General features: G+C 71.9%; 8 protein-coding genes and 1 pseudogene. 6 read left to right on the forward strand and 3 right to left on the reverse strand.

Going from position 1 to position 13,852, the window contains the following annotated elements:
• Positions 1-85: 85 nt before the first annotated feature.
• Positions 86-214, forward strand: a pseudogene (locus ACIO9K_RS27970) (family 1 glycosylhydrolase); the annotation flags it as partial.
• Between the two features lie 190 nt (positions 215-404).
• Here the strand turns inward: ACIO9K_RS27970 and ACIO9K_RS27975 are convergent.
• Positions 405-1,034, reverse strand: a complete 630-nt coding sequence (locus ACIO9K_RS27975; RefSeq protein ID WP_400334103.1) for a CGNR zinc finger domain-containing protein — start codon at positions 1,032-1,034, stop codon at positions 405-407.
• A 128-nt stretch (positions 1,035-1,162) separates the two neighbouring features.
• Between ACIO9K_RS27975 and ACIO9K_RS27980 the strand changes: the two genes are divergently transcribed.
• The 3 genes from ACIO9K_RS27980 (at position 1,163) to ACIO9K_RS27990 (ending at position 6,236) form a co-directional block, all read left to right on the forward strand.
• On the forward strand, positions 1,163-2,230 hold the full coding sequence (locus ACIO9K_RS27980; RefSeq protein ID WP_400334106.1) for an alcohol dehydrogenase catalytic domain-containing protein: 1,068 nt from the start codon (positions 1,163-1,165) through the stop codon (positions 2,228-2,230).
• Positions 2,231-2,273: 43 nt separating this feature from the next.
• On the forward strand, positions 2,274-3,257 hold the full coding sequence (locus ACIO9K_RS27985; RefSeq protein ID WP_400334109.1) for an alpha/beta hydrolase: 984 nt from the start codon (positions 2,274-2,276) through the stop codon (positions 3,255-3,257).
• Between the two features lie 321 nt (positions 3,258-3,578).
• Positions 3,579-6,236: a SpoIIE family protein phosphatase gene (locus tag ACIO9K_RS27990; protein WP_363588520.1), complete on the forward strand. Its 2,658-nt coding sequence runs from the start codon at positions 3,579-3,581 to the stop codon at positions 6,234-6,236.
• Positions 6,237-6,312: 76 nt separating this feature from the next.
• On the opposite strand, the gene ACIO9K_RS27995 is transcribed toward ACIO9K_RS27990, so the two are convergent.
• Both ACIO9K_RS27995 and ACIO9K_RS28000 read right to left on the reverse strand, forming a co-directional pair.
• The gene (locus ACIO9K_RS27995; RefSeq protein ID WP_400334112.1) at positions 6,313-7,338 is read right to left on the reverse strand and encodes an alcohol dehydrogenase catalytic domain-containing protein; all 1,026 of its coding nucleotides are present in this window, start codon (positions 7,336-7,338) and stop codon (positions 6,313-6,315) included.
• A 397-nt stretch (positions 7,339-7,735) separates the two neighbouring features.
• Entirely contained in the window at positions 7,736-8,863 is a 1,128-nt protein-coding gene (locus ACIO9K_RS28000; RefSeq protein WP_400334115.1) for an NADH:flavin oxidoreductase, read from the reverse strand.
• A 460-nt stretch (positions 8,864-9,323) separates the two neighbouring features.
• Here ACIO9K_RS28000 and ACIO9K_RS28005 point away from each other — a divergent pair, with 460 nt between their 5' ends.
• Together ACIO9K_RS28005 and ACIO9K_RS28010 are read left to right on the forward strand one after the other, a co-directional pair.
• Positions 9,324-11,003, forward strand: coding sequence for a DUF885 domain-containing protein (locus ACIO9K_RS28005; protein WP_400334118.1), 1,680 nt, complete (start codon positions 9,324-9,326; stop codon positions 11,001-11,003).
• A gap of 199 nt (positions 11,004-11,202) precedes the next feature.
• Positions 11,203-13,383, forward strand: a complete 2,181-nt coding sequence (locus ACIO9K_RS28010) for a DEAD/DEAH box helicase (protein ID WP_400334121.1) — start codon at positions 11,203-11,205, stop codon at positions 13,381-13,383.
• The last annotated feature ends 469 nt before the right edge of the window (positions 13,384-13,852 follow it).

Genomic DNA, 13,852 nt, shown 5'->3' on the forward strand with positions numbered 1-13,852 from the left:
GGTCGAGATTGGCCAATGGCCTCTGCTACCAAAAGGGTTGATGGTCGCTGTTGCTGCGTGTCTAGAATGACAGCCTGTTCGACGGGCTGAGGGCTACCACCAGCGCTTCGGCCTCGTCCACGTCGACTTCGCGACCCAACAGCGCACCCCGAAGGCCTCCTACACCTGGTACCGCGACCTGATCGCCGCCCACCGGGACCGGCGCGTGCGGTAGTTGGGACGTCGTTCGGACGTAGCGCTCGGCAGGCCCAGTGCGGGTTCGGCGGGGATCCGAAGGCTGGGAGCCCATGTCTGCGCGGTGCGCTTGCGAATGCCTGGTGACATAGTCGGGTAGCCGGGTCACGGCAATGTGACCCGGCTACCCGACTTACTGCTTCTTGATTGTCCGTGCGGCGGCCTATGCGCTACCGGGGGCCGTCGGCGGGAATCTGTTGCCTGGCCCGGTAGGCGCGCTTCTTGACGAGGGCGCCGCAGGTCTTCATCGAGCACCAGCGGCGGGCGCCCGCGCGGGAGGTGTCGACGAAGGGGGCGCCGCAGTCGGGGTTGCCGCAGATGCGGACGCGGGTGCGGTGCTCCGATGCGCAGAGGGCGATCAGATCCCGGGCGACCATCGAGAGTACTGCCGCGAGCGCATCGCCGTGCCAGCGCACGGTGGTCGCGTCGGGGGCGAGCTCGGGTGTCGAGGGGGGCTCGGCGGCGGCGCGGTTGACGAGCGCGATGTCCTCGGGCGCGGGCGGCGTGGTGTCCGCCAGAGCGCGGCCGGTCCGCTGGATCGCCTCACGCAGTTGCCTGGCGCGGTCGAGGTCGGCCTCGGTGCAGGGCGGTGCCGCTGTCGTGCAGTCGCTTTCGACGGCCCAGCGGCTCAAGTCCTCCGGCCGGGCCAGCCGTTCGAAGGGCGTGTCCGCGCCGCGGTCGGCCAGGGTGCCGGCGAAGGCGAAGCACAGCCGCGCGTCGTCGAAGCGGAAGTCGGCCTTGGCGCGCTGGCGCCCCTCGCGACTGCCGTCCCCGCCGTCCCTGCTGGCCCTGTCATCCATGTCCACCACTCTATGTGGTTGACATGATTCCGGGCAAACGGCTAGCTTCAAAGTCCACCACTTGAACCGGTGGACTTCAGGCGGTTGCTCCCCGCTCCCGTCGACTCCCAGCACGAGGAGGCCGCGCCATGCGCGCCGCAGTCATCGAGGAACTCCACAAGCCGCTCGTCATCCGCGACGTGCCCGATCCCTCCTGCCCGCCGGACGGCGCGATCGTGCGCGTCGGGGCGAACGGGATCTGCCGGACCGACTGGGCCCTGTGGGCCGGGGAGTTCTGGACGGGCGGGCCGCGTGTCGAGGCCCCGTTCGTCCTCGGCCACGAGTTCGCCGGCACCGTCGTGGAGGTCGGCCGCGAGGTGCGGGGGTGGAAGGAGGGCGACCGCGTCATCTTCCCGATGAACCCCGGCGAGGGCGCGTGCGAGATGTGCCGCAGCGGTAATCAGCACGTCTGCGAGCACGTGGACTCGCTCGTACCCGGGGTGTCCTACTGGGGTGCCTTCGCCGAGTACGTCATGGTCCGCTTCGCCGACGTCAACCTGGTCGAAGTGCCGGAGGGCGTCGGCTTCGTGAACGTCGCCGCGCTGGCCTGCCGCTACATGACCGCCTTCCACGGCGTCGTCGACCAGGCGAAGGTCCGCGGCGGCGAATGGGTCGCGGTGTACGGCGCCGGTGGCGGCATGGGGCTGTCGACGGTCGAGATCGCCGCGGCGACGGGCGCCAACGTCATCGCGATCGACATCACGGACGACAAGCTGGACGCCGCCCGCGCACTCGGCGCCGTCCACACCGTCAACGCGACGACCGATGACCCTGCCGAAGCGGTGAAGACCCTCACCGGCGGCGGTGCGCACGTGTCGGTCGACGCCGTGGGCATCGCCGCCGCCTGCCGCAACTCCGTCCTCTCCCTACGCACCCGCGGCCGCCACCTCCAACTCGGCCACACCACCGCTGCGGAACAGGGGGACGTCGCGCTGCCGGTCGACGTCATGATGGTCAAGGAACTGGAGTTCCTGAGCGCCTTCGGCATGCAGGGCCAGCGCTTCGGCACGATGTTGAACATGATCGCCGCCGGTCGCCTCGACCCCGGCCGCATCGTCTCGCGCACCGTCGGCCTCCACGAGGCGAGCGGGGTCCTGGAGTCCCTGGAGACGTACGGACCCACCGGCGTGGTCGTCATCGACGCGTTCCGCCCCTGAAACGCCTCCCGCCGAAACACCTCCCCCGAAAGCAGGAACGGCCATGCCCGCATCCCGTCAACTGATGGACCAGGAACTGAGCCTGGCCCTCGACGCAGTCCCCATGACCCCCAACGGCGCGTTCGACCTGACGGACCTCGCCGCAACGCGCGCGGCGTTCCGCGCCCTGGCCAAGGCCGCCGCCGACGCGCAGCCCGGCGACCCGTCGGTCACCATCGAGACGCACCTCGCGCGCCGAACGGGCGGCCCCGACGTACCCATCCGCCTTCTGCGCCCCACCGAAGCGCCCGGACCCCTGCCGGTCCTGCTCTGGTTCCACGGCGGCGGACAGGTCCTCGGCTTCGCGGCCCAGGACGACCCGTGGCTCACCCAGCTGGGCGCGAGCCTCGGCTGCGCCGTCGCGGTGGTCGACTACCGGCTCGCCCCCGAGACACCCGCCCCCGGCGCCGCCGAGGACGGCTTCACCGCCTACCAGTGGCTCGGCCGCGAGGCGGAGGCCCTGGGCCTGGACGGCACCCGCATCGGCATCGGGGGCCAGAGCGGCGGCGGAGGCGTCGCGGCGGCCACGACCCTCCTGATCCGCGACCGAGGCGGCGTGGCACCGCTGTTCCAATCACTCACGTATCCCATGCTCGACGACCGCAACCGCACCGCATCGAGCCACGAGATCACCGACATCGGCATCTGGGACCGCTCGACCAACCTCCTCGCCTGGCAGGCGATCCTGGGCGACCGCGCCGGCACCGACGACGTCTGCCCCTACTCCGCCCCCTCCCGCACCACCGACCTCAGCGCCCTGCCGCCCACCTTCATCACCGTCGGCGACCTCGACTGCTTCCGCGACGAGAACCTCGACTACGCCACCCGCCTGCGGGCCCACGGCGTCCCGGTCGAATTCCACCTCTACCCCGGCGCCTACCACGCCTTCGACCTCATCGCCCCCCACTCCCGGCTCGCCACCACCTTCCACCAGACCTGGTCCAACTACCTCACCCGCCAGTTCCACACCGCTCCGTCCCCCACCTGACATCCGCGCCGACGACTGTTCGACCGTGGAGGAGATGAGAGGAGACGAGAGGAGACGAGAGGAGATGAACGGCGTGCGCCCGGCCGGTCGCGGGGCGGGTGAGCCGTTCGGTGTTGCGGCGGGACATGCTGCCACCTGCGCTTCGCCCCCATCAGCGTAGTGTGGCCCGCCCGTGCCCGGGGTGCGGTGGATCATGGGTGTATGGCCAGAGACACGGGCCGCTCCTCCTGGCTGCCCCTGCGCCGATCGGGTAGCCGTCGTGAGCGGCGACACCCACGCTCAGCCCCGCGGGAGCAGTCGGCGCATCGCCTGTGGTCGGTGATGAGCATCCGGAGTGTCGCCGGTCAGATGTTCGTCCTACAGGTGCTCATCGTGCTGTTGCTCGTGGTGACGGCCGTCGTCGTGCTGCTGGTCCAGTCCCGCAGCGACCGGTTCGACGCGGCGCGCGGTCGCACGCTCGCCGCGGCCCAGGCGTTCGCCCACGGTCCCGGCCTGGTGGCGACGATGCAGGGCCCCGACCCCAGCGCGGTGCTCCAGCCGCTGACCGAAGAGGCCCGCACGGCTGCCGGGGTCGACTTCATCGTGGTGACCGACCGCAACGGCATCCGGTACACCCACCCCGATCCGGAGCTGATCGGCAAGATGTTCATCGGAACCATCGGGCCGTCGCTGCACGGCCAGGTCACCGTCGAGGACGTGCATGGCCCACTCGGCTCCGAGTACCAGGTGGTCGTCCCGGTGGAGGACTCCCACGGGGCGGTCGTGGGCATCGTCTCGTCCGGGATGAAGGTCTCCAACGTGAGCAGCGCGTTCAACCGCCAGCTGCCGGTCGTCCTGGGCGTCGGCGCCTTGGCGCTCGGCCTGGCCACGGCCGGTACGGCGCTGGTGGGCAGGCGTCTGCTGCGGCAGACCCGCGGCCTGGGGCCGGAAGAGATGACCCGGATGTACGAGCACCACGACGCGGTGCTGCACGCGGTGCGCGAGGGCGTGGCCATCGTCGGCGGCGACGGCCGGGTCCTGCTCGCCAACGACGAGGCGCGCCGCCTGCTCGACCTGCCCCCCGACGTGGAGGGGCTTCCCGTCGCCGACCTCGGCCTCGCCCCCCGTACGGCCGAACTGCTGATCTCCGACCGTGCGGTCACCGACGAGGTGCTCCCCGTCGGAGACCGCCTGCTGGCCGTCAACAGCCGCCCCACCGACAGCGGGGGAGGCCCGGCGGGCAGCGTCACCACCCTGCGCGACTCCACCGAACTGCGCGCCCTCGCGGGGAAGGCCGAGGTCGCCCGCAGCCGGCTCAGGCTGCTGTACGAAGCGAGCCTGGCCATCGGCACGACCCTGGACGTCCGGCGCACCGCGGAGGAGCTCGTCCGGACGGCCGCCCACGAATTCTGCGACTACGCCACCGTCGACCTCGCCGAGGCGGTCCTGGACGGCGAGGAGCCGCGGGCCCTGGTGGTCGATGCCCCGGTGGAGCTGCGGCGGGTGGCGCTCGCGGGCGTCCGGGACGATTCGCCGCTGTACCCCCAAGGGGAGCTGGTCAGGTGGGATCGGGGTACCCCGCAGGCGGCGGGTTTCGTCAGGGGGCGTCCCACGCTGGTCGCCGAGCTGGCGACCGACGCCGGCTGGCGCATGCAGGACACCGAGCGCACGCAGGCGGTGCTGGAGTTCGGCCTGGCATCGCTGATCGCCGTTCCGCTGTCGGCACGGGGCGTGCTGATGGGCATCGCCTGCTTCTGGCGCAGCCGTGACCGAGGTCCCTTCGAGGACGAGGACCTGTCCCTGGCCGAGGAGCTGGCCGCCCGGGCCGCCGTGTCCATCGACAACGCCCGCCGCTACACGCGCGAGCACACGATGGCCGTCACCCTCCAGCACAGCCTGCTGCCGCGCGCGTTGCCCGAGCAGAGCGCCCTCGACATCGCCTACCGCTACCTCCCCGCCCAGGCGGGGGTCGGCGGCGACTGGTTCGACGTCATCCCGTTGTCGGGCACCCGGGTCGCGCTCGTCGTCGGGGACGTGGTCGGCCACGGCCTGCACGCGGCCGCGACCATGGGCCGTCTGCGCACCGCGGTCCAGAACTTCTCCACCCTCGACCTGCCGCCGGACGAGCTCCTCGGACACCTGGACGAACTGGTCGCCCACATCGACCAGGAGACGGCGGCAGCCGAGGGCGAGCTCGCGATCACCGGCGCCACCTGCCTCTACGCCATCTACGACCCCACCACCGGCATCTGCGCCCTGGCCCGGGCGGGCCACCCGCCGCCCGCCCTCGTCCATCCGGACGGCACGGTGGAGGTCCTCACCCTTCCCGCCGGTCCGCCGCTCGGCCTGGGCGGGATGCCCTTCGAAGCCACGGAGGTGCGGGTGCCGCAGGGCAGCAACCTGGTCCTCTACACCGACGGCCTCATCGAGGACCGCACCCGCGACATCGGTGTCGGCCTGGACGTCCTCACCGCCACCCTGGCCCGCGCCGACCGATCGCCCCAGGAGGTCTGCGACGCCGTGCTCGACGCCCTGCTGCCCGTCCGCCAGACCGACGACATCGCCCTGCTCGTCGCCCGTACCCGGGTGCTGGCGCCCGATCGGACCAGTGAGTGGGACGTGGCCGCGACCCCCGAGGCCGTGGGCAGGGCGCGGGCCGAGGCGACCCGGCAGCTCACCGAGTGGGGCCTTGAGGAGGCCGTGTTCGTCACCGAGCTGGTGCTCAGCGAGCTGGTGACCAATGCCATTCGCCACGGGACCGAACCGATCAGGGTGCGGCTGCTGTACGACCGCACGCTGATCTGCGAGGTCGCCGACACCAGCAGCACCGCCCCGCACCTGCGCTACGCGGCCGCCGAGGACGAGGGCGGCCGCGGCCTGTTCCTCGTCGCCCGGCTCGCCGAGCGCTGGGGCGTGCGCTACACCCCCTGGGGCAAGATCATCTGGGCCGAGCAGTCGCTGCAGCCGAGCGCCTCGATGGCCTGGCCCGTGATCGAGTAGCCCGAGTAGCCCGAGTAGCCGGGGGAGGCCTGTGGTGGTCGAGTAGCCGGGGGAGGCCTGTGGTGGTCGAGCCGGGTCAGCCGGTGGTGAGCACCATCCGGAAGCGGGCCTTCCCGGCGAGCATCTTCTGGTACGCCTCCTCGGCGTGGTCCAGCGGCACGGTCTCGGTCATCGGGCGGATGCCGTGCAGGGCGCTGAACGCCATCGTGTCCTCCACGTCCTGCGCGGTGCCGGACGGGTGGCCCCGGATGAGGTTGGCACCCATGAGCAGTCCGGCCGGACTGATCGCCATCGGAGCGGTGTCCGCCCCGATCACCACCAGCTCCCCGCGGGGGGCCAGCCCGTCCAGGGTGGACGCGATGGCCTCGGAGTTGCCGGCGGTGGCCAGCACGGCCCTGGCGCCGCCGAAGGACTGCAGCGCCTCGGCGACCGGGGTGCCGGCGGTGCTGTCGACGTAGTGGTGGGCGCCCAGTTGCTCGGCGAAGCCGGCCTTCTCGGCGCCCCGGGCGATCGCCACGGTCTCGAAGCCCATCGCGACCGCGTACTGGACCCCGAGGTGCCCGAGGCCGCCGAGCCCGAGCACCGCGACCAGGTCGCCGGGCCGGGCGCTGCTGCGCCGCAGCCCGTTGTACGTGGTCACGCCCGCGCAGGCCATCGGCCCGGCATCGCCCGCCGCCAGTTCGTCGGGGATCCGGGCCAGCGCGTCGGCGGGCGCGATCACCTTCTCGGCGAAGCCTCCGTCGTACGCCCATCCCGGGACCTTCAAGTTCCGGCACACGATGAAGTCGCCCTGGCGGCACGGCTTGCAGTGGCCACAGCTGCCGCCGAACCAGCCGACCGCCACCCGGTCACCGATCTGCCATCCACGGTCCCGAGTGCCTTCGCCGAACTCCTCGATGTGCCCGGCGATCTCGTGTCCGGGCACCTCGGGGAACGACACGCCCGGTAGCGCGGCGTTCACGAAGAGTGTGTCGGAGTGGCAGACGCCGCACGCCTCCACGGCGATCCTCACGTGGCCGGGTCCCGGCTGCGGCACCTCTCGCTCGGCCGGTCGGAGCGCACCGCCCGGGGCGGTCGCCTGTGCCACTCGATAGGTACTCATTGTCAGCGCTCCTCCGGGAAGATGATCAGCGCTCCTCCGGGAAGTCGCCGCCGTGCGTCGGCAGGCTGCTCAGGGGTTCGTCCGGGAGGTCTTTTCTTCACCATAAGGCCGCACGGGACCCTTCGCAGGGCAGTGGGAGCAGCAGGCCGAGGAGGCATTCGGCCGGGTCGGCGGGGCGAGTTGGCGGTGTCGGCTTTGATGACGGCCTGTTCGGCGGACCGAGGGCCACCACCGGCGCCACGGCCTCGTCCGTGTCGACTTCGTCCGAAAACGCGGCTCGCGCAAGCTTGTTGACATCTCGTACGGCCGGCGCGATCCTGCGGGACTCCGAAGGGACCCGGCCCTGCTGTACTTGCCGCTGTACCTGCCGCGCGGCCGGGTCCTCGGGGGCTGGTGGTCAGCTGAGGGTGCGGAGCGCGTCGGCGTCGTACGGGCGCAGCTCGGCATGGCGGCCGGAGAGGACCTTGGCGGCCCACTGCGGGTCCTGGAGGAGGGCACGGCCGACGGCGACCAGGTCGAACTCGTCGCGCTCCAGCCGGTCGAGCAGGTTGTCGATGGCCTGGACCGGGGAGCCCTCGCCCCTGAAGGCACCGACGAAGTCGCCGTCCAGGCCGACCGAGCCGACGGTGATGGCGGGGCGGCCGGTGAGCTTCTTGGTCCAGCCGGCCAGGTTGAGGTCCGAGCCGTCGAACTCGGGGACCCAGTAGCGGCGGGTCGAGGCGTGGAAGGCGTCGACGCCGGCCTCGGCGAGCGGGGTGAGGACCGCCTCCAGCTCCTGGGGGGTCTCGGCGAGGCGGGCCTCGTAGTTCTCGGACTTCCACTGCGAGTAGCGGAAGATCACCGGGAATTCCGGGGAGACGGCCGCTCGCACCGCGGCGACGAGCTCGGCCGTGAACTTCGTCCGGGCCACCGGGTCGCCGCCGTAGGCGTCGGTGCGGCGGTTGGTGCCCGCCCACAGGAACTGGTCGAGCAGGTAGCCGTGGGCGCCGTGCAGCTCGACGCCGTCGAAGCCGATCCGCTCGGCGGCCGCGGCGGCCTCGGCGAACGCGCCGATGACGGCGTTCAGATCGGCCCGGGTCATCGCCCGGCCGGTTCCCTCGGTGCCGTCCAGCCGGATCCCGGACGGGCCGACGGCGGGCGCGTCGGCGAACGGCGGGTCGCCCTGCCGGCGCACCATGCCGATGTGCCAGAGCTGCGGCACGATGGTGCCGCCCGCCGCGTGGACGTCCTCGGCGACGCGGGCCCACCCGGCCAGCTGCTCCTCGCCGTGGAAGCGCGGGATGTCGTCACTCTGGCCGGCGGACTCGTGGCCGACGTACGTCCCCTCGGTGATGATCAGGCCGACGCCCGAGGCGGCGCGGCGGGCGTAGTACGAGCGCACGTCCTCGCCGGGCACGCCGCCAGGGGAGAACCTGCGCGTCATCGGCGCCATCGCGATGCGGTTGGGAACGGTCAGCCCGTTGAGCGTGACGGGCCGGGACAGGATTTCGGCCGCGCGGGAGGCTGCGGGCTCGGTGACGGTCATGGGATCCCTCGTGGGTGCCGGTGGAGTGCGCCGGGGCGGAATTGGTTGCCTGTGCAAACAACCCGGGCGGCCCCTGCATTTCGCCGACGGCGCGAAACCCGCTGTGATCAGCGCCACTGCGCGCCGGAGGGGGCGGCCGTCTCGTCCGGCCCGGCCGTCTCGTCGGGGCCAGCCGTCTCGTCGGGGCCGGCCGTTCGTGCCCGGCCGTTCGTGCCCGGCCGTGGCCCAACCCGTCTGCTGCGGTGCGGGCTTGGCGGCCGTCCGGGGCGGGCGGGCGGAGCCTGGCTACAATGCACGACGTGTTCGACGGCCTGAGGGCTTCCGTCGGCGCTCCGGACTCGTCCACGTCGGCTTCGCGGCGCAGCGACTTCGCGGCGCAGCGACTTTGTGGCGCAGTGGCGCACCCTGAAGGCCTCCTACGCCTGGTACCGCGACCGATCGCCGACCGAAGGAGCTGACGATGACTCCACGACAGATCGCCGACGACTACGTGGCCCGGGTCGCCGCACACGATCCCGTCACCTCCACGTCCCTGGGCCTGGCCCCGGGCGACGACCGGATGCCCGACCTGTCGCCGGACGGCGTCGAGGAGACGGTCCGGCTCGCGCGGGAGGCGCTGGCGCGCCTGGACGCCGTCCCCGAGGCCGGGCCCGACGGGGATCCGGCGGAGCTCGTGTGCGCGCGGCTGCTGCGCGAGCGGCTCGACGCCGAGGTGCGGGTGCACGAGGCCGGCGAGAACTTCCGCGCCGTGCGGAACCTGCACACGCCGGTGCACCAGCTCCGGGGCATCTTCACGATGATGCCCACCGCCACCGACGACGACTGGGCCCCGGTCCTGGGCAGGCTGCGCAACCTGCCCGCCGCGCTGGACGGCTACCGGGCCACGCTGGCGGAGGGCGTCGCCCGCAAGCTGCTCGCCGCGCCCCGCCAGGCCGACGTGCTGTGCGCGCAGCTCACCGCGTGGACCGGCGAGACGGCCGGGGGCCCCGGCTGGTTCGCCGAGTTCGTCACCCCCGCGCCGCAGCGGCTCCGCCCCGAACTGGACACCGCCGCGAACGAGGCGACCGCCGCCGTGGCCGCGTTCCGGGACTGGCTCCGCGACAGCTACCGGTCCGCTGCGGAAGGCACGCCCGACGCCGTCGGCCGCGAGCGCTACCTGCTCGGGGCCCGCCGGTACACCGGCGCCGACCTGGACCTGGACGAGACCTACGACTGGGCCTGGGAGGAGTTCCACCGGGTCTGGGCCGAGCTGCGCACGGAGGCCGAACGGGTGCTGCCCGGCGCCACCGTCCAGGAAGCCCGGGCCCACCTGGACCAGCACGGACACACCGTGCGCGGCGCCGAGCAGATGCGCGGCTGGCTGCAGCAGCTCACGGACGACGCGATCGAGGCACTCGACGGGCGCCACTTCGACATCACCGGCCCGCTGCGCCGGGTCGAGACCAGGATCGCCCCGGCCGGCAGCGCCGCCGCGCCGTACTACAGCGGGCCGAGCCTCGACTTCGCCCGCCCGGGCCGGACCTTCCTCCCGCTGGCCAACGGCGACGCGCAGGAGCGGTTCCGCACCTGGCGCCTGGTCAGCACCTGGTACCACGAGGGCGTCCCCGGGCACCACCTGCAGCTCGCCTCCTGGACCGCGGCGGCGGAACAGCTGTCCCGCTACCAGGTCACCCTCGGCAAGATCAGCGCCAACGTGGAGGGCTGGGCCCTGTACGCGGAGCGGCTGATGGACGAGCTCGGCTTCCTCACCGATCCCGGACGCCGCCTCGGCTACCTCGGCAAGCAGATGATGCGCGTCGCCCGCGTCATCGTCGACCTCGGCATGCACCTGGAGAGCGTCGTTCCGGCGGGCTCCCCGTTCCACCCGGGCGAGCGCTGGACCCCGGAGCTGGCCACCGCCTTCATGGCCGACTACGTCGGTCTGGCGCCCGCCCACCTGCACAGTGAGATCGTCCGCTACCTCGGCCGGCCCGGCCAGGCCATCGGCTACAAGCTCGGCGAGCGCGCCTGGCTGGCCGGCCGCGAGGCGGCCCGCCGCCGGCTGGGCGCCGACTTCGACCTCAAGCGCTGGCACATGACGGCCCTCCGGCAGGGCTCCCTGGGCCTGGACGACCTGGAAGCCGGCCTGGCAGTGCTGTGACCCCCGGCTGACGGCCCTGTGCCCGAAGTCGGTCGAGACGGACGCACGGACGCACGGACGCACCCGGCCCGGAGACTCCGCCGGGGCAGTGGGCGGCCGGGGTGTGGTCCGGAATCCGGGGCGGTCGGCGGTGCCTGGATGGAATCATGTGGACGCCCGGAGAGGGTGCCGCATGGTCGAGTCGGGACAGGAGCCGTAGGTGGGAGAGAGGCAGCGGGCCGTCCGGAAGCCCAAGGTCGTGCTCGCGGACGGGGAGCGGCTCCGCGCGGTCGCCCGCGCGGTCGTCGACGATCACCAGGGCGCTGTCGAGCACGTGCGCCGGGCCGCGGCCGGTCTGCGGGGCCAGTTGGTCCGTGACGAACTGGACGGCATTCCCGTGGCCCGGCTGAAGGACGTCACCGAGGGGCGTCTGCGCGTCGGAGCGTTGGAGGCCGCCGGGATCAGGACCGTGCGGCAGGTGGTGGACGCCACGCCCTACACGCTCCAACTGCTGCCCGGAATCGGAGCCCAGAGCGCTCTCCAGGCCATCGCCGCCGCCGGGCAGATCGCCCGGGCCGCCGAGCAGGCCGTGGCGATCCGGCTGGACGTCGACCACCAGGACGCGGCCGGCACCGCGCTGGTCGTCGCACTCCAACGGCTGGTCGCCGCCGGGCCCGAGGCGAGACGGGCCAGGGAACTGGCGGAGCGTGTCGCCGACGAGGCCGCCGCCCTGATCGCTGCCGCCCAGCCGGCCCGGGGCGTTGTGAGAGGCCTGTTCGCCGGGCGGCAGCGCCGACAGGAGGCATTCGCCGCGGTCGATCGGTTGGACGCCCTGCTCGCGGAGACGGAGGACCGGGGAGCGTCCATGCTCTTCGCCCAGGCCTCGGTGGACCTCCTCCGCCCACTGGCCACGGACGTCGAGGCCTGGGGGGAGTTCGAGGTCCGCTCGGCCGAGTTCTACGGCATTCTGGGCGAGTTCGTCGGATCCGGCTCCGACGGGCTCACCGCCTCCGAGGGCTTCCTCCCGGAGAGCCTGTCGGACCGGGTCCGGGCCGAGCCGCTGGACGACACCCGGTGCACGGTCTCGCTCCGTGGCTACCAGGCGTTCGGTGCCCGCTTCGCCCTCGCACAGAAGCGGGTGATCATCGGCGATGAGATGGGCCTCGGGAAGACGATCCAGGCGATCGCCGCGCTCGCGCATCTCCGGGCGCACGGGAGCGCACACTTCCTCGTCGTCTGCCCGGCCAGCGTCCTCATCAACTGGATCAGGGAGATCGAGTCGCGCAGCACGCTGAGGGCGTTCCGATTCCACGGCCAGGAGCGGGAAGTAGCGCGCACCGAATGGCTCGGCAGCGGAGGTGTCGCCGTCGTGACCTTCGACGGACTGCGTCGCCTGGAGGTCCCGGAGGACGTCACGGTCGGCATGGTCGTGGTGGACGAGGCCCACTACGTCAAGAACCACAGCGCGAAGCGCTCGCAGGCGGTGGCCGAGTGGACCGACCGCGTCGACCGCGTCCTGTTCCTCACCGGCACCCCGATGGAGAACCGGGTGGAGGAGTTCCGGAACCTGGTCCGCTATCTGCAGCCTGATCTTCTGCCCGGAATCCACAGCAGCTCGGCCGCCGCAGGCCCGACGTCGTTTCGCAAGGCAGTGGCACCGGCCTACCTGCGCCGCAACCAGCGGGACGTCCTGACGGAACTCCCCGACGTCGTTCATGTCGACGAATGGGAGGAACTGTCCGCGTCCGATCTCGTCGCCTACTGCTCGGCGGTCGCCGAGGGGAACTTCATGGCCATGCGCCGTGCCGCGTACGCGGACCCGGCAGGGTCGGCGAAGCTGCTGCGGCTGATGGAGGTCGTCGACGAGGCTGCGGAGAACGGGTTGAAGGTCGTTGTCTTCTCGTTCTTCCGGGATGTCCTGCGGGTCGTCCAGGACGCTCTGGGGCAGCGTGCTTTCGGCCCGCTCGACGGAGGCCTGGACGCTGTCCGACGACAGGACGTGGTGGACGAGTTCGCCGCCGTGCAGGGCCATGCGGTGCTGCTGAGCCAGATCCAGGCTGGCGGTGTGGGACTGAACATCCAGGCGGCGTCGGTCGTCATTCTCTGTGAACCCCAGGTGAAGCCCACCCTGGAGAGCCAGGCGATAGCCAGAGCCCATCGAATGGGCCAGGTCCGGCGTGTACAGGTGCACCGCCTGCTGGCCGCGGACAGCGTCGACCAGCGGATGGTGGAGATTCTTCGCGCGAAGAGCCAGCTGTTCGACGACTACGCGCGCCGCAGTGACGTGGCCGAATCGACTCCTGAAGCGGTCGACGTCTCGGAGCAGTCGCTGGCTGCGCTGATCGTGGAGGAGGAACAACTGCGCCTCGCCCGGACGGCTGCCGACGGTGCTGCGACCTGACGCCGTGACCGGGGGCGGTCGCACGTCCGTCGCTCGACGTTGCGGCGGGGGCTGCTGGGGCTGGGCGTTTGTTTCGGGCACTGAATTGGGGGTACTGTCTCCCAGTCGCTCGGCAGGGAGCACCGGACACGCATCGGCGCGGACGGTCCCGGGGCGGCCAATCCTCTGAAACACCACCTCCTGGTTCGGGCCGGGTCGCGCCTTGTCGCGGCTTGGGTCCTATTCGGCGTGCTTGTTTTATCGGATTGCGGCCGATTCGCTTTTCGAAGCGGGGCTCGGCTAGAGTTTGAAACGTCGGACGGGGCATACAGCCGTAGAAGACACCAGCGAATTGGATGAACGAAGCGCCGGAAAACGGAGCGGAAAACATCTGATAAGCTGGGAACACGAAAGAACGAAGCGCCCGGAGGGCCCGCTGGAAGGCGGTCCGAAGGAAGTGTCCGTTCCTTGAGAACTCAACAGCGTGCCA

It is taken from the genome of Kitasatospora sp. NPDC087271 (assembly GCF_044744605.1).
Classification (GTDB): domain Bacteria; phylum Actinomycetota; class Actinomycetes; order Streptomycetales; family Streptomycetaceae; genus Kitasatospora.

Coding starts and splice junctions, on each gene's coding strand:
- ACIO9K_RS27975 (WP_400334103.1), bottom strand. CDS start 1,034: ATGGATGACAGGGCCAGCAGGGACGGCGGGGACGGCAGTCGCGAGGGG.
- ACIO9K_RS27980 (WP_400334106.1), top strand. CDS start 1,163: ATGCGCGCCGCAGTCATCGAGGAACTCCACAAGCCGCTCGTCATCCGC.
- ACIO9K_RS27985 (WP_400334109.1), top strand. CDS start 2,274: ATGCCCGCATCCCGTCAACTGATGGACCAGGAACTGAGCCTGGCCCTC.
- ACIO9K_RS27990 (WP_363588520.1), top strand. CDS start 3,579: ATGAGCATCCGGAGTGTCGCCGGTCAGATGTTCGTCCTACAGGTGCTC.
- ACIO9K_RS27995 (WP_400334112.1), bottom strand. CDS start 7,338: ATGAGTACCTATCGAGTGGCACAGGCGACCGCCCCGGGCGGTGCGCTC.
- ACIO9K_RS28000 (WP_400334115.1), bottom strand. CDS start 8,863: ATGACCGTCACCGAGCCCGCAGCCTCCCGCGCGGCCGAAATCCTGTCC.
- ACIO9K_RS28005 (WP_400334118.1), top strand. CDS start 9,324: ATGACTCCACGACAGATCGCCGACGACTACGTGGCCCGGGTCGCCGCA.